Origin of the sequence: Allobosea sp. UC22_33 (assembly GCF_042700715.1) — a bacterium.
Taxonomy (GTDB): Bacteria; Pseudomonadota; Alphaproteobacteria; order Rhizobiales; family Beijerinckiaceae; genus Allobosea.
Map to the genome: position 1 here is coordinate 4,415,142 of NZ_CP170556.1, position 21,138 is coordinate 4,436,279.

General features: G+C 64.3%; 19 protein-coding genes and 2 pseudogenes. 6 read left to right on the plus strand and 15 right to left on the minus strand.

Going from position 1 to position 21,138, the window contains the following annotated elements:
* Positions 1–2: 2 nt before the first annotated feature.
* The 9 genes and pseudogenes from ACFJGT_RS21370 to ACFJGT_RS21410 form a co-directional block, all read right to left on the minus strand.
* A complete protein-coding gene (locus ACFJGT_RS21370; protein ID WP_377849034.1) occupies positions 3–1,094 on the minus strand; it encodes an ABC transporter ATP-binding protein in 1,092 nt (363 codons plus the stop codon).
* Positions 1,095–1,099: 5 nt separating this feature from the next.
* Positions 1,100–2,104, minus strand: a complete 1,005-nt coding sequence (locus tag ACFJGT_RS21375) for an ABC transporter ATP-binding protein (RefSeq protein ID WP_377842112.1) — start codon at positions 2,102–2,104, stop codon at positions 1,100–1,102.
* Positions 2,101–2,976 carry an ABC transporter permease gene (locus ACFJGT_RS21380; protein WP_377842114.1) on the minus strand — a complete coding sequence of 292 codons (876 nt, stop codon included), beginning with the start codon at positions 2,974–2,976 and terminating at the stop codon, positions 2,101–2,103. Before ACFJGT_RS21380 ends, ACFJGT_RS21375 begins: the two co-directional genes overlap by 4 nt.
* On the minus strand, positions 2,973–3,920 hold the full coding sequence (locus ACFJGT_RS21385) for an ABC transporter permease (protein ID WP_377842117.1): 948 nt from the start codon (positions 3,918–3,920) through the stop codon (positions 2,973–2,975). The genes ACFJGT_RS21380 and ACFJGT_RS21385 overlap by 4 nt, the downstream gene beginning before the upstream one ends.
* A 105-nt stretch (positions 3,921–4,025) precedes the next feature.
* Complete coding sequence (locus ACFJGT_RS21390) at positions 4,026–5,702, minus strand: ABC transporter substrate-binding protein (RefSeq protein WP_377842119.1); 1,677 nt, start codon at positions 5,700–5,702, stop codon at positions 4,026–4,028.
* A 70-nt stretch (positions 5,703–5,772) separates the two neighbouring features.
* The gene (gene gcvA / locus ACFJGT_RS21395) at positions 5,773–6,708 is read right to left on the minus strand and encodes a transcriptional regulator GcvA (RefSeq protein WP_377842121.1); all 936 of its coding nucleotides are present in this window, start codon (positions 6,706–6,708) and stop codon (positions 5,773–5,775) included.
* A 284-nt stretch (positions 6,709–6,992) separates the two neighbouring features.
* A pseudogene (locus tag ACFJGT_RS21400) lies at positions 6,993–7,202 on the minus strand (transposase); the annotation flags it as partial.
* Positions 7,203–7,355 (minus strand): annotated as a pseudogene (locus ACFJGT_RS21405) (transposase); the annotation flags it as partial.
* Between the two features lie 175 nt (positions 7,356–7,530).
* Entirely contained in the window at positions 7,531–8,454 is a 924-nt protein-coding gene (locus ACFJGT_RS21410) for a LysR family transcriptional regulator (protein WP_377842124.1), read from the minus strand.
* Between the two features lie 189 nt (positions 8,455–8,643).
* Here ACFJGT_RS21410 and ACFJGT_RS21415 point away from each other — a divergent pair, with 189 nt between their 5' ends.
* From ACFJGT_RS21415 to ACFJGT_RS21440, 6 genes are all read left to right on the plus strand, one after another.
* On the plus strand, positions 8,644–10,248 hold the full coding sequence (locus ACFJGT_RS21415) for an ABC transporter substrate-binding protein (protein WP_377842127.1): 1,605 nt from the start codon (positions 8,644–8,646) through the stop codon (positions 10,246–10,248).
* A 10-nt stretch (positions 10,249–10,258) separates the two neighbouring features.
* Positions 10,259–11,227, plus strand: a complete 969-nt coding sequence (locus ACFJGT_RS21420) for an ABC transporter permease (protein ID WP_377842132.1) — start codon at positions 10,259–10,261, stop codon at positions 11,225–11,227.
* Between the two features lie 13 nt (positions 11,228–11,240).
* Positions 11,241–12,122 (plus strand): ABC transporter permease, encoded by an 882-nt coding sequence (locus ACFJGT_RS21425; RefSeq protein WP_377842135.1) that lies wholly within the window; start codon positions 11,241–11,243, stop codon positions 12,120–12,122.
* On the plus strand, positions 12,112–13,791 hold the full coding sequence (locus tag ACFJGT_RS21430; protein ID WP_377842137.1) for a dipeptide ABC transporter ATP-binding protein: 1,680 nt from the start codon (positions 12,112–12,114) through the stop codon (positions 13,789–13,791). The genes ACFJGT_RS21425 and ACFJGT_RS21430 overlap by 11 nt, the downstream gene beginning before the upstream one ends.
* A gap of 103 nt (positions 13,792–13,894) precedes the next feature.
* Entirely contained in the window at positions 13,895–15,130 is a 1,236-nt protein-coding gene (locus tag ACFJGT_RS21435) for a CapA family protein (protein ID WP_377842140.1), read from the plus strand.
* A 20-nt stretch (positions 15,131–15,150) separates the two neighbouring features.
* Entirely contained in the window at positions 15,151–15,654 is a 504-nt protein-coding gene (locus ACFJGT_RS21440; protein ID WP_377842143.1) for an alanine racemase, read from the plus strand.
* Between the two features lie 201 nt (positions 15,655–15,855).
* On the opposite strand, the gene hydA is transcribed toward ACFJGT_RS21440, so the two are convergent.
* Genes hydA through ACFJGT_RS21470 form a run of 6 tightly spaced genes read right to left on the minus strand, consistent with a single transcriptional unit; the run spans position 15,856 to position 21,040 of the window.
* Positions 15,856–17,298 carry a dihydropyrimidinase gene (gene hydA, locus ACFJGT_RS21445; RefSeq protein ID WP_377842145.1) on the minus strand — a complete coding sequence of 481 codons (1,443 nt, stop codon included), beginning with the start codon at positions 17,296–17,298 and terminating at the stop codon, positions 15,856–15,858.
* Between the two features lie 5 nt (positions 17,299–17,303).
* A complete protein-coding gene (locus tag ACFJGT_RS21450; protein ID WP_377842147.1) occupies positions 17,304–18,050 on the minus strand; it encodes a GntR family transcriptional regulator in 747 nt (248 codons plus the stop codon).
* Positions 18,051–18,079: 29 nt separating this feature from the next.
* Entirely contained in the window at positions 18,080–18,733 is a 654-nt protein-coding gene (locus ACFJGT_RS21455) for an amino acid ABC transporter permease (protein WP_377842150.1), read from the minus strand.
* A 5-nt stretch (positions 18,734–18,738) separates the two neighbouring features.
* Positions 18,739–19,410: an amino acid ABC transporter permease gene (locus ACFJGT_RS21460; protein ID WP_377842153.1), complete on the minus strand. Its 672-nt coding sequence runs from the start codon at positions 19,408–19,410 to the stop codon at positions 18,739–18,741.
* 2 nt (positions 19,411–19,412) lie between these two features.
* Positions 19,413–20,174, minus strand: coding sequence for an amino acid ABC transporter ATP-binding protein (locus ACFJGT_RS21465; RefSeq protein ID WP_377842158.1), 762 nt, complete (start codon positions 20,172–20,174; stop codon positions 19,413–19,415).
* A complete protein-coding gene (locus ACFJGT_RS21470; protein ID WP_377842160.1) occupies positions 20,174–21,040 on the minus strand; it encodes a substrate-binding periplasmic protein in 867 nt (288 codons plus the stop codon). Before ACFJGT_RS21470 ends, ACFJGT_RS21465 begins: the two co-directional genes overlap by 1 nt.
* Positions 21,041–21,138: the final 98 nt, after the last annotated feature.

Here is a 21,138-nt window from a genome sequence, read left to right on the forward strand (position 1 = left end):
GTTCAGCTGATCCCGATGCGATGGCCTGAGCCGGCCGCAGCATTGCGGTAGAGCGCAAGCAATTGTGCTGTTCGCGGCGAGTGCCGCACGCTTGGGGCCTCGGCCGGGTGCGCGGCGAGCTCGCGCCAGCGATGGCAGGCGACCAAGCGCCCGTCCTCACCGGAAGTAAGAGTCGGTATCTCACGCTGGCAACGCTCGATGGCGAACGGGCAGCGCGGGTGGAAGCGGCAGCCGCTGGGCGGATTTAGCGGGCTCGGCATATCTCCAGCCAGCACCACGCGCGCCCGGCGCGCGCCGGGTCGCGCCACGGGCGCGGCAGCCAGCAGCGCCTGCGTGTAGGGATGCGCGGGCCGAGCGAATATCGCGCCCTTCGGCCCGATCTCGACGATATTGCCGAGATACATCACAGCAACGCGGTGGCTCAGATGGCGGACGACGGAAAGGCCGTGGGAGATGAAGAGATAGCTCAGCCCGAGGCGATCCTGCAGGCTCCGCAGCAGGTTGACGATCTGTGCCTGCACGGAGACATCCAGTGCGGAAACAGGCTCGTCGCAGACGATCAGCCGTGGCTCGACCGCAAGTGCGCGCGCAATCCCGATCCGCTGACGCTGGCCGCCAGAAAACTCGTGCGGGTAGCGATCGGCATGTCTGTCCGCCAGGCCGACCAGTCCGAGCAATTCAGAGACCCGGGCGGCCACGCTGCGCTTGTCGGCCAGGCCGAACAACAAGGCGGGTTCGGCAATCAAGTCGCCGACGGTCATCCGTGGATTGAGGGAGCCGTACGGGTCCTGGAAGATCAACTGAACATTGCGGTGCAGATCGTGTCGTTGCCTTGACGACAGCGCCGCGACATCGCGCCCCTCGAACAGGATGCGCCCGCTGCTGGGCGTCGTCAGCCCGACCAGCATGCGCCCGGCCGTCGACTTGCCGCAGCCGCTCTCGCCGACCAGGGACAGCGTCTCGCCTGGGGCGATCGAAAAGCTGATGTCGTTGACCGCGCTCAGGACCCGCTTCTGCCAGGGCCACGTGCCAGCGACGCTGAACTGCTTGCTCAGCCGGTCAGCGGTGAGAAGTGGGGTGGTGGAATCCGCAATCGGTATCACGCCCGCCCTTCCTGTGCAAGGCTTTCCAACAGCGGCGTGCGCCAACAGGCCGAGGAATGCCCTGGTCTCACGGCAAGGAGTGGCGGCCTCTGCGTGCCGCAACGGGCGATGGCGAAGGGACAGCGCGGTTGGAAACCGCAGCCAGGTGGCAGGGCCAGCGGATCGGGCGGGCCGCCCTCGATCGGTATCAGCGGCTCCTCGTCGCCTTCGATCGCCGGCATCGAGCTGAGCAGCCCGACCGTATAGGGGTGCTCGGGACTCTCGAACAGGGCCCCGACCGGAGCGGTCTCGACGATGCGCCCCGCATACATCACGGCGACGCGGTCGGCCATCTCGGCGACCACGCCGAGATCATGGGTGATAAGGATAATGGCAGCACCGGTCTCGGTCTTGAGCTCGCGCATCAGATCCAGAATCTGGGCCTGCACCGTGACGTCGAGCGCCGTTGTCGGTTCATCGGCGATCAAGAGTTCTGGCCGACAGGCCAGCGCCATCGCGATCATGGCGCGCTGACGCATGCCGCCGCTGAGTTCGTGCGGATAGGCCTTGATCCTCGCTTCCGGCGAGGGGATGCCGGTCAGCTGCAACACTTCGAGTGCCCTGGCATGCGCCGCGGCGCGGCTGGCCGGCTCGTGCAGCTGGATGGCTTCGATAATCTGGTCGCCAATCGTCTGAACCGGATTGAGCGAGGTGTTGGGCTCTTGGAAGATCATCCCGATGCGCCCGCCGCGAATGCGGCGCATTGCATCGGCCGGTTTGGCAAGCAGATCCTCGCCACGAAACAAGATCTCGCCGGCCGTGATGGCCCCCGGCTCCGGCACCAGCCTCAACAGCGAAAGCGACATGACGCTCTTGCCGGAGCCGGACTCGCCGACGATTGCCAGCGTTTCCCCAACACCGACGGCGAGGTCGACCGCATCGACAGCTATCGCCTGGCCGGCGGAGGTGTTGAAGCATACGCGCAAGCCGCGGACTTCGATCAGGGGTGCTTCTGTCGTCATCGCCGCAGCTTCGGATCCGTGAGGTCGCGGAAGGCATCCCCCAACACGTTACAGGACAGCACGATCACGAAGATCAGCAGGCTCGCCGCGGTCGACACATGCGGCGCCAGGAAAATGAAGCTCCGCCCCTCGGCCGCGATGCTGCCCAGCTCGGCCGTCGGCGGCTGCAGCCCGAGGCCGAGAAAGCCGAGTGCGGCGGCCAGCAGGATCGTCTCGCCGAACTGCAGGGTGCAGTAGACGACGATCGATGCCGCGCAGTTGCGCAGGAGGTAGCGGCGCATCAGCGCCGCGTCGGACAGTCCTATGACACGGCCGGCTTCCATGTATTCCGCCTGCATCACCGACGCGGCAGCGGCACGGGTGACGCGGGCAATCCGGGGCGAAGCCGACAAGCCGAGCGCGATCACGAGACTGTCCATCCCGATGCCGAGCATCGCCGCCAGCGCAAGACCAAACAGGATCGCTGGAAACGACAGCATGACATCGACGACACGCATCAGCGGCCCTTCGAGCCGGCGATAGAACGCCGCCAGCAGGCCGATGCTGCCTCCGATCAAGCTGCCAATGGCGACACCGGCAAACCCCAGGAAGAGAGTGGTCCGCGTGCCGTAGAGCAGGCGGGTGAGCAGGTCGCGGCCCTGTGAATCCGTTCCAAGGAGATGATCGCCGCCCGGCGGTCGGAGCCGGAGCCGCAAATTGGTGTGATAGGGATCGTATGGCGTCAGCAACGGCGCGAACATCGCCGCAGCGATGATGCCGAGCAGGAGGATGAGCGCACACAGGGCGACGCGGTCGCGGGCGAGGCGCCGGAGCAGGCCCGGTCGCGACCGGCGCTCGGCGGCGCCGGTCGTTGCTGAAACTTGGGTGCTCATCGCGCGCCACTCCGGATGCGTGGGTCGAGGAGCCCATACAGCGTATCGACGACCAGATTCACGACGATGAAGCCGCAGGCGATGACGAGAATCGCGCCCTGCGCCATGGGGAAATCACTCGAGACGATGGCGCCGACCGCGAGCCTGCCAACACCGGGCCAGGAGAAGATCGTCTCGGCGATGACCGCGCCGCCGAGGAGCGAACCAATCTGAAGGCCGATCAGCGTCACCACCGGAATCAGCGCCGTCCGCAGCGCATGGCGCGTGATGACCTGGAATTCGGAGGCCCCCTTGGCGCGGGCCGTGCGGATGAAGTCGGCCCCCAGGACCTCGACCACGGCCGTCCGCGTCATCCGTGCGACCGGGCCGATGAAGATGATGCCCAGCATCAGGGCGGGCAGCGCGATATGGTGCAGTCCCCGCAGCGTCCAGAGCGGCCCGCCGCGGCCCTGGAGCGGAAACAACTGCCAGCGATAGGCCGCAAACTGCAGCAGGAGCAGGCCGACCCAGAACGCCGGGACGGATACGCCAGCCACCGACAACGCCATGACAGCCCGATCGAACGCTTTTCCACGCCGTGTCGCTGCCAGTGTGCCGAGCAGGATGCCCAGCGGCACCGCCCAGATCAGGCTCGCGAACATCAGCTCGACGGTCGGGCCGAGTGCGGATGCGAGCTCCTCCGCAACGGGGGCGTTGTTGATGATCGAGCGCCCGAGGTCGCCTTGGGCAACCCGCAAGATATAGAGCCAGAACTGCACCAAGATCGGGGCGTCGAGGCCGAGCTGCCGCCGGATGGCATCGATCTCGGCCGCGGTCCCGGTGGGGCCGGCGATGATGGTGGCCGGATCGGTCGGAATCACCTGCAGCAGCAGGAAACCGGCCAAAAGCACTCCAAACAAGATCGGCAGCGAGCTTACCAAGCGCCAAAATAGCTGTCGCGTCACGTCACTTCATCCTTGGACGTACGGCATCTCGAGCGTCCAAGCGCTCTCCGACGTCTGCTCCACATCCGGCGCGCCGAATGGCGCTGGCGGCTCGCTCCGTTGCCGTCACTTCGCCGGCATGAGGTCCAATCCGTTGTAAAGCGCCGCCCCGCTGATGCCGTGCGGCTTGAACGGCTTGAGACGTGTCCGCGCCACCACTGTCAGCTTCTCGTTGACCAGGGGCTTCCAGAGCACAGCCTCGTGGACGATCGCCCCGGCCTGGGCGAAGGCGCTGTAGCGCCCCTCCGGCGAGGTCGCGCGATTGCCCTCCTCGATCAGGCGATCGGTCTGCGGGTCGTTCCAGTTCATCCTGTTGGGGGTCGGCATGTTGCTGGAGAGGAAGTAGAGGTTCATCGCTTCGCCAGCGCTGAGATAGGGATAGTTCATCTGGTACAGGTCGAAATCCTGAGTCCGCAGCTTGCCCCATACGATGGTGGCATCATAAAGCTCGACCTTGAGATCGACGCCGATCTTGCGCAGATCGCCCTGGATCGCCTCGGCCATCTGCCGGTTGGCGTCGCCCGTAAAACCGTAGAAATTCAAAGATAACGGCTTCCCGTCTTTCATACGGACGCCTGTCGCGCCGGCCACCCAGCCGGCCTCGTCGAGCAAGGCTTTGGCCCGTGCCGGGTCGTAGCGGAAGGCCCCGAGCTTCATGTCCGGATTGAAGTCGAGGGTCGCCTTGGAAAAATAGGCGTTCGCCGCCTCGGCTTCGCCGAAGAAGATCGTGTCGGCGATCGCCCCCTCGTCGATGGCAAGGCTGATGGCCTCGCGGACGCGCCTGTCTCCGAGGTGAGGGCGCGTGATCTTCATGCCGACATAGTGGGTGCGAAACGCCACGGCCGGATGCAACAACTGGATTTTTGAGTTCGCCTGGACTTCGGCGACGGCCCAGGCCGGGACGGAATAGGAGAGATCCCCCTCGCCGGTCTGCAGCGCGGCGACAAGTGTCGCGGCTTCGGGGACAATCTTCCAGACGAACCGGGCAAACCCCGCCGGCCCCGCATTGGCCATGAAGGCAGGCCCCCAACGGTAGGCTTCGTGGCGGGTCAGCACCGTCTCTGTCCGCGGCTTCCACGACTGGAAGCAGAACGGCCCCGTTCCGTTGAACGCGGAAATGCCGAAATTGTCCTTCAGCGCCGCGGCCTGATCCGGATCGATGATGACGAAATTGAACTGCGTCATCTGATAGAGCAGTTCGGAGTAAGGCTCCTTCAGGCGATACTCCACGGTGTAGTCGTCGAGCGCCCTGACGCTCTCGACCTTGCCCGCCTTCCATTTGCTGACGCCGGGAAAATCCGGGTTGAGCCAGCGCTCGACCGTGCCGACGACGGCCTTGGCGGTAAAGGGCTTGGCGTCGCAGAAGCTCACATCGCGGCGCAAGTGGAACGTATAGGTCCGCGAATCCGCGCTGATCTCCCACCGTTCGGCCAAGCCGGGACGAATGGTCTTGAGGTCACGATCGAGCGTGACCAGTGTTTCGCCGACCATGTACAGGATCTCAGCCGCGGCCAAGGTTGTCGTGCGCTGAGGGTCGTAGCGATCGGCATCGCTCGTCCGCAAAGCGGTCACGGTGCCGTTTTCCTGGGCCAGCACCGCCGGAGCCGCAAGAAGAAGCGCCAGCGCCAAGCCCGCCGCGTGTGTGTTGAGAAATCTCACCAGACCAACTCCCATGCCACAGCGCGCCTCGCTTACCGACTCCTGAACCGGGATAAGCGCCAGCTTTGACCGCGAATGCTGCATAGTAAGTTGGCTACCGGCGGCCGCCCTAACGATAAGACCGCGTCAATTCATTCCTTGGGGGAATGAAGTTTCAGTGCGGCTGAACCAGCCGATTCTGTTCGGCTTGGCGCAAGTGGAACACCCGCATTTCATCGAGCACCCACCGACGGAAGGCCTGGACCGCGGGCAGATCACGCTTCCGCTCCGGGCATACGAGATAATAGGATTCCGGGCTCTTCATCGCCGGGGCGAACGGCGCGATCAATTTGCCATCGGCCAGTTCGGCTTCGATCATGAAGCGCGGCACGATCGCCATTCCCATGCCGCTGATCGCCGCCTGAATGATCATCTCGAACTGCTCAAAGCGAACGCCATGGAAGGGATTGACGTCGCCGCCGCCGGCAAGTTGCAGCCAGTCCTTCCAGGCACGGGGGCGAGCGCGATGATGCAGCAAGGCGAGCCGGCCGAGGTCGGTGACGGCTCTCAGCGGCCCCCGCGGAGCCAGCAGAGACAGGGCGCAGACGGGGACGACTTCTTCTTCCATCAACAGGTCGGACGGTCCGCCAGGCCACGGCTTCTCGCCGTAATAGACCGCGATATCGATGTTCTCTTCGACAAGATCGAAAGGCCAGGTCCGAACCGTTAGGCTGAGAGCGATACGGGGATGAAGTGCCTGGAAACCGCCAATCCTTGGGGCAAGCCAGCGGGCACCGAAGGTTGGGAGCGTAGCAATATTGAGGATTCCGCCTCCGCCCTGGAAGGCGAGCGCTTCCATGGTCGCCGATTCCATGATCTCAAGCGCCTCGCGTACCCTGGCAAGATAGAGCTGGCCCGCTTCGGTCAGAACGATGCGCTGCCGGACTCGTTCGAAGAGGCGCAGTCCGAGGAATGCTTCAAGCGATTGAACCTGTTTGCTGACCGCGCTTTGCGACAGATTCAACTCCTCCGCCGCTCGAGTGAAACTCGAGTGGCGTGCCGAAGCCTCGAAAATTGTCAGCGAAGGCAGGGATGGCAGGACGCGGCGCACGCTGGTTTCCGAGCAGATCGAGACTGTTGCGGCAAGCTATGGGCAGTTTGATTGGATACCGCAATCAGCCAACATCCATTTCGAAAGTGCTGGCTTGCTGAGTGGGTCCAGTCGGGTCGATCTCAGGCGCCGAAAATGTCGGCTCTTGGGCCGCCTGATCCCCGCAGATTTTACGCCAACACTTGGAGGCGGATCTCGGTCCCTATGATGTTCAGCGGGAAGGTGCACGCCCGCAACAGCCGCAAGGGGCTTGGCCTGCCCTGATTGAGTGGTCCGGCTTCTCTCTAATGCATGGTCGGCTTTACGGCCATGTTTGATAGCGGCACGATAGCCGCCGGCGCTGGCGGCTTGTAGCCGAGCGAGGAGTACGGGCGCCTGGTGTTGTAGTGCTGGCGCCAGCTCTCGATGACGGCCTTCGCTTCGGCGAGGCTATAGAAGATCTCGCCGTTCAGAAGCTCGTCGCGCAGCTTCGCGTTGAAGCTCTCGCAATAGCCACCGCCGAACTCCTTGCGCCAACGATAATAGGTGAAGGCCGTCACTCCGATCGTGCGGATCGCCTCGGCAACCGGCCGGCTTTGCGACAACAACACATCGACCTGCCGCAGCTTCGCGACGATCTCTTCAGGCTTATGCTTCTTCTGCGCCATCGCGGCATCCTCCAAGGCTCAAAAAGCCTGCTTCACGGAGGACCACTTTTCAGAGGGCAGGCCAGGCCGCCTGAGGCCAGAAATCAAACCCAGGACTCTCCCTCAGACAGGAGGAGGAATGGGTCTCAGGTCACTGCTTTAAATGGCGAAAATACGGAACAGAGCATGTTGAATTCTAGCGCTGACAATATTCTTTCTGAAATAGAGATCGCACCAGATCCGCGTATTTTGAACCTTTCTCATTTCCATGACGCCAAAAGACGACATAGCGATAAGTCGCGGTCGGGCGGAACGGGATAATCACGAGATCGTATCCCAACGCCTCATACTGCTTCGCATTGAATTCGTTATCGACCGATATGCAGAGCCCGTTCGCGATATATAGGGCACCTAACCCGACAGAATCGACATAAATGTTGGCCGCAGAGGCGTCTCGCCTCGGACCCGAAACCCTCGACCCCAGCGGGTTTGCCGCATATTGGCGCTCGATCGAGAGCAGTTTCTCCGAAACGAGATCGCCCTCGGTGATGAACTCCTTCCGTGACAGCGGATGATCCGCGCGCATGACGCAGACATTCTGGATTTCAGCGATCTCCAGCCACTGGAAGAACCGCTCATCCAGGGGCAGTCGCGAGATGCCGAGATCGGCCTCCCCGGTCAGCAGGCTATGAGCGATCTGGTCATACCGTTGCGCCTTGATATGAAGCTCCAGCGTCCTGTCAGCCCGATCAAGTTCCAGTGCGAGCTTCGGGATAAAGGCCAGGCAGGTGATATGCGGCGCACTGATCGTCAGCGTATTGCGCGTCGCCGAGAATGAATCGAGGAGTTCGTCCTCGATATGCCTCAAAGTCTCGAAGTAGCGATCGATGCGGTTGTAGATCTCGATCGCGTTTGTCGTCGGGATCAGGCCGCGGCCATCGCGCACGAAGAGCTTCTCGCCAACCGCATCCTCGAACTGCTTGAGATGCTGGCTGACGGCCGATTGGGTCACACCCAGCACTTTCGCGGCGCGCCTCGTCGAGCCCGCCCGGATGATCTCGCGAAAGATTTGTGCCGGCCTCAATCCGATCGAGCCGGCCAGGCGGGCGACATCGTTCATTTCGCTCTCCGCAGTCAGACAAGGTGCTCGATGGAGATATTAGCAGAACTAATCAGCTTTGCAGAAACTTAATAAATTGACCCGCCGGAGCACCTCTCCGATTGTTCCTCGCAGAGAGTTCGCACGAACTCTGCCAGGCGGCACGGCGCAGAGCCAGCCATCGGCAGCGACGCTGCGAAGCCAATAAAAATGAGGGGCATCATCTTGAAAAAACTGTCTTTTCGCTGTCTTCGACTGGCCCTGACCGCGGGCGCCCTTGCCGGCCTCGCCACCGTGGCAGAGCCCGTCGCCGCCCAGACATTGCGGGTCGCGACCTCGTATAAGCTGATGACTCTCGATCCCCATTACGCGGATCTGAATGAGAACAACTCCCTCCTGTCGCATATCTACGACCGCCTGGTGAATCAGGACGGCCATCTCGATCCGCAGCCGGGTCTCGCCACCTCATGGAGGCGTCTTTCGGACACGCGATGGGAATTCAAGCTGCGCGAGGGGGTTCGCTTTCATGACGGCTCGCCCTTCACCGCGCGGGACGTGATCTACTCGCTCACGCGCATCCGGGATTTCCTGACGCCGCCGAGCGGCGGCTACCGGTCCTATGCGAAGGCGATGAAATCCATCACGGCGCCGGACCCGTTGACCGTCGTCATCGAAACGAACACCGATTCCCCGACGCTGCCGCTCTCGCTCGCCGCGATCTTCATCATGCCGCATAAGGAGAGCGGGTTCGCCTCGACCGATGAGCTGAATGCCACGGCACGGCCGATCGGGACCGGGCCCTACAGGTTCCAGGCCTGGCAGTCCGGCGAAACCTTCCGCCTGACGCGGAACGACGGTTACTGGGGCGGAACACCGGCATGGGCCGAGGTGACATTCAGGGTGATCGAGAGCCCTGCCGCCCGTGTCGCCGCGCTGACGACAGCCGATGTCGATGTCGCCGATTATATTCCGGCGCGGGACGTTCCCGGCCTCAAGCAGCGCGGCCTCAAGGTCGAAAGCACCAGTGCCGCGCGCTCGAACTTCCTCCAGTTCGACATCGAGCGGGAAACCGCTCCCGGCGTGACCGACAAATCCGGCAGACCGATCAAGAACCCCTTCCGTGACAAGCGCGTGCGCCAGGCTCTCTCCATGGCCACCGACCGCCCCTTCATCGTGGAGAAGATTCTCCTTGGATACGGCACCGCGGCCACTCAGATCTTTCCGGGCGGCCTGTCCGGAACCTCTTCGAACCTCAAGGTCGCCGCGCCGGATTACGGAGCAGCGAAAGCCTTGCTGGCCGAGGCCGGCTTTCCCGATGGCTTCAATGTCGTGCTGGCCGGGCCTGCGGGGCGCTATCCCGGCGATAGCGAGTCACTTCAAGCCGTCACGCAGAACTGGGCACGGATCGGCGTGCGCGCCCAACCGGTCGTTGCTCCATTTTCGGTTTTCGCCACGCAGCGGGCCAAGGGCGAGTATCCCGTCTGGTACGGCGGCTGTTCGGGTGATGCCGTATCGTTCTGCCTGGATGCGCTGCTCGTATCCCCGAATGTCGAGCTGGGTACGGGCTCGCTGAACTACGGCAAGTATTCCAATCCGCAGTTCGACGCGATGCTGGCGAAGGCGAAGACGATCGAGGAGGGGCCGGCGCGCAGCGCCGCGCTCGCAGCCGCGACAGAGTTCGCCATGGCCGACTATCCGATGCTGCCGCTCTATCATTTCCACCTGATCACCGGGCATGGGCAGAAGGTGCGCTCCTATACCGTGCACCCACGCGGATGGACGACTGCCATGCAGGCCGTCCCCGCGGGGCAGTGAGGGCACGGCCATGACGAGCGTCATCGTCGGAAGGCTGTCGCAGGCCCTCCTCGTCCTCCTCGCCCTGTCGGTGATCGGGTTCGCCGGCATCCACAGCATCGGCAATCCCGTCTACAACGTCGTCAATATCGAGACCGCCTCCGCCGAAGACATCCGCAATGCGACGATCGCGCTGGGCCTGGATCAGCCGCTCTGGTGGCAATACTGGCTCTTCATGCGCAACGTCCTCGCCGGCAATTTCGGGACGTCCTACATCTATCACCTGCCCGCCTTCGCGCTGGTCATGAGCAAGCTGCCCGCCACGCTCGAGCTGGCGACGACGGCGATGCTGATCGCCGCGCCCTGCGGCACCCTGCTCGGCCTGCTGGCGGGCCGCCGGCAAGGCGGATGGATCGACCGCGCCGTCCTGAAGGCGAGCGTGTTCGCACTGAGCATCCCGTCCTTCTGGCTGAGCATGGTGCTGATTCTGCTCGGCGCGGTCGCGATGGGCTGGTTTCCGTCGAGCGGGCGCGGTCCGACCGTCCTGCTGATGGGCCAGGAATGGAGCTTCACGACGCTCGACGGCCTGCGCCACCTGGCGCTCCCCGCCCTGACGCTCGCGATCCCCAATGTCGCGCTGATCGCGCGGCTGGCGCGGGCGGGAACGATCGAGGTCGAGAACCAGGATTTCGTGCGGTTCTGCCGGGCGAAGGGCCTCTCGTCCCGGCGCATCCTGTTCAGGCACACCTTGCCGAACATCAGCATCCCGATCGTCACGATGATCGGCATGCAGTTCGGCGGGATGCTCGCCTTCGCGGTGGTCGTGGAGACCATCTTCGCCTGGCCGGGCATCGGCAAGCTGCTGATCGACTCCATCCAGCTTCTCGACCGCCCGGTCGTGATGGCGACGCTGGCCTTCGTCTCCGTCGTCTTCATCGGGCTGAACGCGCTGGTCGATCTCTTCTACGCCGTGCTCGATCCGCGCGTGCGCCTGTCGTGATGAAAGCGATCCGATGAAAGCTGCAATCATGCGCGCTCTTTGGAAGCGCCCGGAACGAGGGCGCGCCGGCTTCGCCAGGCTCGTGCTCGCCGCCTATGTCCTGCTCGCGCTCGCCGCGCCGGCCATCGCCCCCCAGGATCCCTACGATCCCCTGCAGATCTTCGGATGGGAAGCGTCATCGCCTCCCGGGACCGGCAGCGGTGGCGGCTATGTCTACCTTCTGGGAACAGATGGGCTCGGTCGGGACATCGTCAGCACCATCCTCTACGGCCTGCGCATCAGCCTCGTCGTCGCTGTCACCAGCACCGCGATCGCGGCGCTGATCGGCGTCACCATCGGCGTCAGCGCGGCCTATTTCGGCACATGGGTCGATGCCGTCCTGATGCGGATCGTCGATCTCCAGCTCAGCCTCCCGACCATCCTGGTAGCGCTGATCGCCATCGTCACGCTCGGGCCGGGCATCGACCGGATCATCCTCGCGATCATCATCGTGCAATGGGCGACCTATGCGCGGATCGCGCGCGGCGTCGCCCTCAGCGAGATCGGCAAGCCCTATCTCGATGCGGCACGGCTGCTGCGACTGCCCACGGGGCGGATGATCTTCCGGCATCTCCTGCCCAACAGCATTGCGCCGGCGATCACGCTGATCCCGATCGAGCTCGGCCATGCGGTCGCCCTCGAAGCGACCCTGTCCTTCCTCGGCCTGGGCGTGCCGATCGACAAACCCTCGCTCGGCTCCACCGTGGCGAACGGCTTTCAGTACCTGCTGACCGGCCAATACTGGATCAGTCTGTTTCCCGGCCTGGCGCTGTTCGGCCTCATCGCCAGCATCAACTTCGTCGGCGAGGATGTCCGGCGCAGCCTCGATCCGAGGAGCCGTTCCCATGACGCATGACAGCGCGCCGGCGCCTCTTCTGGCCGTCAGCAACCTCACCCTGAAGCACCGAGGCGCGTCCGGCGCGACGACGATCCTGCAGGATGTCAGCCTGGACCTGCACCGCGGCGAGGTCCTCGGCCTGATCGGCGAGTCGGGTGCGGGCAAGTCGACGCTCGGCAACGCCATCCTCGGCCTGGTCCCGTCAGAGTTCGAGCGGACGGGCGGCACGATCCTGTTCGACGGCGAGGCGCTCGACGCCGCGGACAGCCCGGCGTGGGAACGGATCAGAGGGCGCAGGATATCCGCGATCTTCCAGGACCATACCGCATCACTCGATCCGCTGATGGCGGTCGGCCCTCAGCTCGAGGAGACGATCCTGGCAACGAACGACGGCATCTCTCGGCAGGACGCGCGTATCCGCGCCATCGACCTTTTGACCCGCGTCGGCATTCCCGACGCCGGCGAGCGCTATCAGAGCTATCCGCATCAGTTCTCCGGAGGACAACGCCAGCGCGTCGTGATCGCGATCGCGCTGGCCGGATCTCCCGACATCATCATCGCGGACGAGCCGACCTCCGCCCTCGACGCGACGGTACAGAAGCAGATTCTCAACCTCCTGCGCGAGCTCGTCGATGAAACCCGGGTGTCGATCGTCCTCGTGACGCATGACATGGGCGTGGTCTCCGACATCACGGACCGGGTCGTCGTAATGCGACACGGGCGGGTCGTGGAGCACGGGGTGACATCCTCGCTCCTGGACGCGCCGCGGGAGCCGTACACACGCAGCCTGCTCGCGGCCGTACCACGGTTGCGGCTATCCGGGCCCGAAACGCGGCAGGAAGCCGGCGAGAGCCCAAGAAGCCCGCAGCCGCAGGCGGTGCATGAGCCTGCGGGAACGCCGCTGATCCTCCTCGCGAGCGGCATCGGGAAAACCTTTCAAAGGCGCTCGCTGGCCTGGTTCCGCAAGGAGCACGGAAAGCCCGCGCTGCAGGATGTCACCGTCGCGTTGGAGCACGGCGCGATCACCGGGATCGTCGGGGAGAGCGGCAGCGGCAAGAGCACGATGGGCCGGATCATCGCGGGCCTGGAGACAGCCGGAGACGGCACGCTGGAAATCGACGGCACCGCCTTCGATATCGCGCGCTCCGGCGCGCGCAGCGGATTGCTGGGCAAGGTCCAGATGATCTTCCAGGATCCGGCGGTATCTCTGAATCCGCGCATGTCGGTGGGTGCGACACTGCAGGAAAGCGTCCGCTTCGGCACCGCCAGACCAGGGAGCGACCGGCCAGACGTGGCCGGGATGATGGACCGGCTCGGGCTCGCGCGCAGCCTGCTTACCCGATACCCGCATCAATTGTCCGGCGGGCAAAAGCAGCGCATCTGCATCGCGCGCGCGCTCCTCGCCCGCCCACGGATCATCGTCGCCGACGAGCCGACCTCGGCGCTGGACGTCTCCGTGCAGGCGGAGATCGTCGCCCTCCTGCGGGAGAATGTCGCCGAGCAGGGCATCGCGATGCTCTTCATCTCGCATGATCTCGCGCTCGTGCAGCAGCTCTGCAGCGCGATCTACATCTTCAAGGACGGCAGGGTCGAAGACAAAGGCCCTGCGGACTTCATCTTCACGCATTCACGAAATCCCTACACCCGGACTCTGATCGACGCGCGTCCCAGGCGTTTCACGCACTGACGCGACAATAGCTCCGGGAGCCGCTCGCAACGGCTTCCCGGATTCCCCAGCCCCCGCCCTCGTTTCACGCCGCGCCGACGCGCGGCGCAGGAGAAGCTTTGTCATGACGACCACGTTCACGATCGCCGTCACCGGGCAGTCGCTCATCAAGCATGATATCCGCCACGTCGATAAGCCGGGTTTCCGGGGCGTCCGGGAGGTGCTCGGGCGTGCCGACCTGCCGTTCACCAATTTCGAAAGCACGATCCTCGGGAGCCATGGCGGATGGCCGCTCAAGGGAGGCGTGTTCGGCTGCAGCCACCCCGTCGTTCTCGACACGTTGCAGGATCTCGGCTTCCGGGCACTGTCGCTGTCGAACAACCACGCCTTCGACCTGGGCCCATCCGGTATTCTCTCGACGCTGGAGGAGGTCGACAGGCGCGGCTTCCTGCATGCCGGTATCGGGCGCAATCACACGGCGGCCGGCAGGGCGGCCAAGGGGGCCTTCGCCGGCCGCAAGGTGGCCCTCGTCGCCATGGATGGCGGTCCGGGCCCCGATTTCATGTATGCGGCCGATTCCATCAACGGACGTCCCGAGCGTCCGGGCGTCAACCGCCTGAAGCTCACAAAGGTCGTCGATGTCGATGACGAGGCTTTCGGGCAGTTGCGCAGGGTCCGCGACAAGGTCGGTTATACGATCATGGACCTTCGCAACGACAGCCAGCCCGACGATGCGCCGGACTTCGATTCCGAAACCGAGATCAGCATCGCCCGCGCGATCTTCAGGCGTTCCGGCAGGTTCGGCCGGCATGTCAAGATCGATACCGGCGACATCGCCCGGCACACCGCCGCCATCACGGCGGCGGCCGAGCAGGGCCACCTCGTCATCGCCTATCTGCACCACCATCACTGGGCGCCGGACTGGTACCAGGTCCCTGACTGGGTCGGAGCCGTCGCGAAGAGCTGCATCGATGCCGGTGCGGCCATGTTCGTCAGCCACGGCGCGCCCGTTCTCCAGCCCGTCGAGATCTATCGCGGCCGGCCGATCTTCTACAGCCTTGGCAATTTCATCTTCCACGTTCGATCCGAGAAATCGCCATGGCTGGCCCGGGAAGTATGGGAGAGCGTGATCGGCCTCTGCACCTTCGGCAAAGGCGGCGAGCTCGCCGGCATCTCCTTCCATCCGGTCGTCATCGGCGGCAGCGAGTCCGCCACGAATGATATCCTGGAACAGCGCCTGGCGCCGGAACTCGCCTCCGATGCCGATGCGGACCGGATTCTCGGCCGCTTCAGGGATTACTCCGCGACATTCGGAACGCGCATCGACATCGCGAACGGCGTCGGCCTTCTTCGTCTCTGAGCGCTGGAGCCTCCGGCCCGATGACCTCCCTGCCCCTGCGCCCCACCTGGTGCGAGATCGATCTCGGCGCCGTCACGCATAATCTGCGGCAGTTGCAGGCCCTCCTCGGACCGCAGGTTTCGGTCTATGTCTGCCTCAAGGGCGATGCCAGCGGCAGTGGGGCGATCGCGGCTGCGAAACGTGCCGAGGCCGAGGGTGTCGCCGGCTTCGCCTTCGGCAATGTCGATGCGGCCCTCGTCTGCCGCGAAGCCGGGATCGGGAGTCCGATCCTGCTCTATCCGACCTGCCTGCCGAAGGCCGCCCCCGTTCTGGAACGACACCGCCTGATGCCGACCCCGTCGACGCTGGAGGATGTCGCCGCCTGGGACGCCGCTGCGAGCCAGCGTCTGCCCGTTTTTCTCAAGATCGATGCCGGCGGCTTCCGGGCCGGAGCGTTGCCACATCAGGCCGTCGGCGTGGCCAAGGCCATCGCCGCGAGCCGGCATCTGTCTCTCGCCGGCGTCTACGGCCATGACCACCCATGACCTGCCTCCGATCATTGGTAAGACACTGCCGCGCAGATATTTGATGTGAGCATCGAGTGCCCTGAGTGCATTTTTCGATACCAGCCGCATCGCGCCAAAAGCGGGCGTTGGCTCGTCTCCCGAAACCGGACATGCCCAGAATCAACGGCCCGTAGCTATTGCGAACCGAGCTTCAGTTTACGGAAGCCTCGATCAGTCGCGTCACCATGTGACACCAAAGGCCGCCAATTCCTTCTCGGCATCGGTCTGGGCATGATGAGGTGCTGTCGCCAGGGCCGGCACGAATTGGCCCCGCCCGCGGATGCCGCAGAATTCGTGATATCGGCTGATCACCTCGCCGCGGCTCAGTGTGATCGCGGGCCATGCCGTGACCTTCAGCCCCTCATAGGGCGTGAAATCGACGTTGTGATGCATCATCGCGTTGTCGATGACGCGCTCGTAGTTCTCGTCCCAGATGCAGAGATCGGCGTCGGCTCCGACAGCGAGGTCGCCCTTGCGCGGTGCCAGTCCATAAATCCGCGCGGCATTGGTCGATGTCAGCCTGACGAATTCCGGCAGGCTGATGCGACCTTCCTTGACGCATTGCGTGAACAAGAGCGGCATCCGGATCTCGACGCCCGGCACGCCGCTGGCGATCTTGTCGAAGCTCGCGCCGAAGCCGTTCGGGAACTTCTCGACCTCGTCGAACATATAGGGCGAGTGGTCGGAGGAGAGCACGTCGATGCGTCCGTCGGCGACCCCTCGCCAGAGCTCGGCGCGATTGGCGGCGTCGCGGATCGGCGGGCTGAAGATGCCCTTCGCGCCTTCATGGCCGGGCTTGTCGAGCAGGCTGGCATCAAGGGTCAGGTACTGGGTGCAGGCCTCGACAAAAAGCGTCGTGCCCTTCGCGCGGGAGAGCGCGATCACGTCGAGCGACCGGCCGGTCGAGACATGAACGATCATGGTCGGCACGTTGAACAGTTCGGCATAGGCGCAGATCCGGAAGACGGCCTCCGCCTCGGCGATGGTCGGCCGCGAGGCGAGGTGGAATTTCGGCGCGACATGGCCCTGCGCCAGCAATTGCTGAGTCACATGGTCGATGATGTCGGTGTTCTCGCAATGGACCATGACCATGAAGCCGTGCCGGCGGGCGGCGGCGAAGACCGTGACGATGTCGCGATCGGCGATCCCGACGGCGGCATAGGTCGTGAAGATCTTCAGCGAGCGCAGGCCGTCGGCCGCGGCTTGAGCGAGATCGCGGTCGAAATCGGGATGGGACGGGTCGGTGACGACGATGTGGAAATTATAGTCGAGCACCGCCTTGCGCGCGCGTTCGTGATAGTCGACGACGGCCCAGGCAATCCCTTCGCCGCGATGCTGCGGGGCGAAGGGCAGCACCGTCGTCGTGCCGCCGCAGGCGGCCGAGACCGTTCCCGAATAGAAGTCGTCCGCGTTGATCCGGCCATGGCCCTTGCGCTGGTCGATATGCAGATGGCTGTCGACGCCGCCCGGCGTGACCAGCCGGCCGGCCGCGTCGATGATCTCTGGCGCCTTGTCGCCGATTGCGCCGAGTTCGGCGATCCGACCGTCGCGGATGCCGACATCGGCGTTGAAGACATCGCTGGAGCTGGCGCAGCGGGCATTGCGGATGACGAGATCGAACATGGGAACTACCGGCTTGGGCTGACGAAGCGACCGCCCGGTCTGGGCACGAGATCGACGACGAGGCTGTAATTGGTCGGGTGGAAGATGCCGTCGATGACGATGAGCGGCCTGTCGGAGCGATCGTAATAGAGGCGGCGCGAGGCGATGAGCGCTGTTCCCGCGGGCACGCCTAGATGCGAGGCCTGCTCGGCATCGGCGACAATCGCGCCCAGCGTCTGCTGCCCGCGCTGGATCGCGAGCCCGGCCCGGCGCAATCGCACCACGGTCTGCTGCTCGCCAGGCGGCAGTTCCGCGTCGTCGACGCGGGGCGAGACCGAGACGGGAATATGGGACGTGCCGATCATCAGAGGCTTGCCGGCCTGCAGGATGAGCGACCGATAGCGGGTTGCGGCACCTCGGTCGGCCGGCGCGAACAGGGCGGCGAGATCCGGCGTCGGCTGGACGTCGTCGATCGCCAGCGTCCGAAAGCTCAGGCGCTCGTCGGAGATCAGGATATCGTCGAGATAGCCGCGCAGTCGCACACTCTGACCGACCTGCACGCGGTCGCTGACATAGGTCCCGAGACCCTGGAGCTTCATCACGACGCCGCCGGCCGAGAGCTCCTCCATCGCCTTGCGGATGGTCGCCCGGCTGACACCGTAGCGGACCTGCAGTTCTGCTTCCGATGGGAGCTGCTCGCCGACCGGGAAGTCACCGCGCTCAATCGCCCCCATGATGTCGGCCTGGATCTGCAGGTGAAGCGGCACGGGCATGGAGTTTCCAGTGTTGAGAGGCTCGGCATTCATGCCGGCTTGAAGGGCTGGCGCTTCTCGATCAGCGAGAGCAAGCGCACGAAAGGCCAGAACATCACGAGATAGACCAAGGCGGCCATGAGCAGGGGCGTCGGATCATAGATGGCACCTTGGGCGATTCGGGCGCTGCGGAGCAGTTCGGCGATCGCGACGACCGACGCAAGCGAGGTCGCCTTGGCAAGTTCGAGGACGTTGCTGAGCAGCGGCGGGCGGACCTTCTTCAGCGCCTGCGGCAGGACGACATAGGTCAGAACCTGAGCGCCGTTGAGTCCGGTCGCCTGAGCGGCTTCGTATTGGCCCTTCGGCACTGCCGCGAGACCGGCCCGAACGATCTCGGCGAAATAAGCCGAGCCGTTCAGCGTCATCGCCAGAACGAAGGCCGGGATTTCCGGCAGGCGCAGGCCGAGGAAGGGCAGCGCATAGAACACGAAGATGATCAGGACGAGTGGCGGAAAGGAGCGGAAGAAATCGATGTAGAGATAGGCGAGCAGCCGTGCCGGACGCGAGGCTGAATTCGCCACGATGGCGACCAGCGTGCCCACGCCGAAAGCCAGCGGCACGATCAGGATCGCGAGCAGGAGCGTGACCTTCAGCCCCGAGAGCAGGTAGGGAATGGTCAGCGCGACGGTGTCGGGGTGGAACATGGCGCTTACCTCTTCACCGCGTAGCGGCTTTCGATATGCCGGCTGAGCACGACCAGCGGCGCGAACACGGCCAGGTAGAACAGGGCCGCGACGGTGAGCGGTGTCGGGTTGGCATAGAGCGCCTGCTGGCTCGACGCCTGGTTCAGCAGTTCCGAGACCGAGACGACGGAAGCGAGCGCCGTGTTCTTGGTGATGCTGATCGTCTTGTTGGTCAGCGGGGGGATGACCATCTGCACGGCCTGGTAGAGCACGATGTAGAACAGTGTCTGGGTGAAGGTCAGGCCGGTCGAGAGGCCGCCCTCCCACTGCCCCTTCGGGACCGAGCTGATGCCGGCCCAGAAGATCTCCTCGGAGAAGGCGGCGAGCACGAGGCCGAGCCTCAGCACCGTCGCCCAATAGGCATCGATCCGAATCTCGTATTCCGGCAGCACGAAATAGATGCAGATCAGGATCACCAGCGCCGGCAATGACCGCAGGATGTCGACGAAGGCGACGATCAGCAGGTTCAGCGCCGTGATCCCGTAGGCGCGTGCGCAGGCAAGTGCGAGCCCGAGCGAGAGCCCGAACAGGATCGTGAGAGCCGACAACTGCAGCGTGACGAGGAAGCCTTGGAACAGGAAGGGCAGCACCGCAGCTGCGATGGTGCCGTCGAAGAAGAACTTGCCGATCTCGCCCACGCTCAAGCCTCCTTGCCGCGATAATTGCGCAGGAAGCTGCCGAGGCGCGGATTGGTGGAGGTGCGGAAGATCGCATCCGGCGTTCCCTGCTCAACCACGATGCCCTCGTCCATGAAGATCACCCGGTCGGCGGCCTGGCGGGCGAAGGCCATCTCATGGGTCACCACCACCATGGTCTGACCCTTCGCCTTCATCTCCTGCATGACAGCGAGAACCTCGCCGACGAGTTCGGGATCGAGCGCCGAGGTCGGCTCATCGAAGAGATAGAGTTTAGGGGCCATCGCCATGGAGCGCGCGATGGCGACGCGCTGCTGCTGGCCGCCCGAGAGCTCGGCCGGAAATGCTTTGGCCTTGTGGCGCAGGCCGACCTGCTCGAGCGCTGCGAGCGCCCGCTCCGAGGCCTCCGTCGCCTTCAGCTTCAGCACCTTCGACAGGGCGAGGCTGACGTTCCGCTCGGCCGTGAAATGTGGATAGAGATTGAAGGCCTGGAACACCATGCCGATATCGCGCCGGATCCGGCTAAGATTGGCGCGTTTCCCGGTGATTTCGACATCGTCCAGGTGGATGGAGCCGGCTTGCGGCTCCTCCAGTCTGTTGATGCAGCGCAGCAGCGTCGACTTGCCGGAGCCCGACGGGCCGATGATGGCGACCAGTTCGCCGGCGGCCACGTCGAGATCGATGCCCTTGAGGATCGGGACGGCGCCGAAGCTCTTCTCGATCCCCCGCATCCTCAGCAAGGCCCTGGAAGACGCGCTTGCAGCCATCACTTGCAATCCGGCTTGTGATAGCTGCGCTCGTAGCCCTCAAGCCCGATCGGGCCGTAGCCGGCGAAGACCTTCATGCTGGAATCGGCGGGATCGGGCTGCTCTCCGAACCATTTTTCGTGGATGCCCTGCAGCGTGCCGTCGAGCTTCATGCATTCCAGCGCGTTCTCGACCTGGTTGCGCAACTCCCTGGCGTCCTTGCGGAAGCCGTAACCGAGATCGTAGTCGACGAAGATGCGGTGCACGACCTTCATGCGGCGGTTCTTCGAGGCCGCGTATTGGCCGACATTGAGATTGACCACGTCGGCATCGGCGCGCTTGGCGATCACGGCCTGCAGCGCGTCGCTGTCCTTGTCGTAGCGCTGGATCTTGTAGCCGTATTTGGCCTCGTTCGCCGTCGCCCAGGTATCGGTAAAGCTGCCGCTATTGGTCGCGAGTATCTTGCCGCGCAGGTCCTCCGGCTTGGTGATGCTGTCGTCTTCGGACCGCGTGACCAGGCCGATGCCGCCGGTCATGTAGCCCTCGGTGAAGAGCATTTGCGCCGCGCGCTCCTTGGTCATCGACATCGGCGCCACGATCATGTCGTAGCGGCTGGCGAAGAGCCCGGCGAAGATCGCGGAGAAATTGACGTCGACAACCTCGACGCCGCTGCGCCCCATGCGGCGGGCGATCTCCCTGGCAACCTCGATCGAGAAGCCGTCGATCTCGCCGGAAGGCTGGCGCATCGCCCAGGGGGCATAGCCGACGTCAGCGGCGATCTTCAGTGGCTCGGCAACCGCGCCGGACAAGCTCGCAGCCAGCAGGCCGACGGCGCCGGCAGCAACGTTGATCTTCCCTCGTAGAAATTCAAGAAAGTTTAGAGCCATCTGAGTTCCCCTCGTTTGATTGACATTATTTTGATGAACATTAAACGTACGGACGACCGGATGACAGCATGATCATACCCGGCACGCAAGGGGGAGGC

What these genes read in the sequence shown, in the direction of transcription:
- ACFJGT_RS21375 (WP_377842112.1), bottom strand. Translation starts at nt 2,104, where the DNA reads ATGACGACAGAAGCACCCCTGATCGAAGTCCGCGGCTTGCGCGTATGC.
- ACFJGT_RS21380 (WP_377842114.1), bottom strand. Translation starts at nt 2,976, where the DNA reads ATGAGCACCCAAGTTTCAGCAACGACCGGCGCCGCCGAGCGCCGGTCG.
- ACFJGT_RS21390 (WP_377842119.1), bottom strand. Translation starts at nt 5,702, where the DNA reads ATGCAGCATTCGCGGTCAAAGCTGGCGCTTATCCCGGTTCAGGAGTCG.
- ACFJGT_RS21410 (WP_377842124.1), bottom strand. Translation starts at nt 8,454, where the DNA reads ATGAACGATGTCGCCCGCCTGGCCGGCTCGATCGGATTGAGGCCGGCA.
- ACFJGT_RS21415 (WP_377842127.1), top strand. Translation starts at nt 8,644, where the DNA reads ATGAGGGGCATCATCTTGAAAAAACTGTCTTTTCGCTGTCTTCGACTG.
- ACFJGT_RS21420 (WP_377842132.1), top strand. Translation starts at nt 10,259, where the DNA reads ATGACGAGCGTCATCGTCGGAAGGCTGTCGCAGGCCCTCCTCGTCCTC.
- ACFJGT_RS21425 (WP_377842135.1), top strand. Translation starts at nt 11,241, where the DNA reads ATGAAAGCTGCAATCATGCGCGCTCTTTGGAAGCGCCCGGAACGAGGG.
- ACFJGT_RS21430 (WP_377842137.1), top strand. Translation starts at nt 12,112, where the DNA reads ATGACGCATGACAGCGCGCCGGCGCCTCTTCTGGCCGTCAGCAACCTC.
- ACFJGT_RS21435 (WP_377842140.1), top strand. Translation starts at nt 13,895, where the DNA reads ATGACGACCACGTTCACGATCGCCGTCACCGGGCAGTCGCTCATCAAG.
- ACFJGT_RS21440 (WP_377842143.1), top strand. Translation starts at nt 15,151, where the DNA reads ATGACCTCCCTGCCCCTGCGCCCCACCTGGTGCGAGATCGATCTCGGC.
- hydA (WP_377842145.1), bottom strand. Translation starts at nt 17,298, where the DNA reads ATGTTCGATCTCGTCATCCGCAATGCCCGCTGCGCCAGCTCCAGCGAT.
- ACFJGT_RS21450 (WP_377842147.1), bottom strand. Translation starts at nt 18,050, where the DNA reads ATGCCCGTGCCGCTTCACCTGCAGATCCAGGCCGACATCATGGGGGCG.
- ACFJGT_RS21455 (WP_377842150.1), bottom strand. Translation starts at nt 18,733, where the DNA reads ATGTTCCACCCCGACACCGTCGCGCTGACCATTCCCTACCTGCTCTCG.
- ACFJGT_RS21465 (WP_377842158.1), bottom strand. Translation starts at nt 20,174, where the DNA reads ATGGCTGCAAGCGCGTCTTCCAGGGCCTTGCTGAGGATGCGGGGGATC.
- ACFJGT_RS21470 (WP_377842160.1), bottom strand. Translation starts at nt 21,040, where the DNA reads ATGGCTCTAAACTTTCTTGAATTTCTACGAGGGAAGATCAACGTTGCT.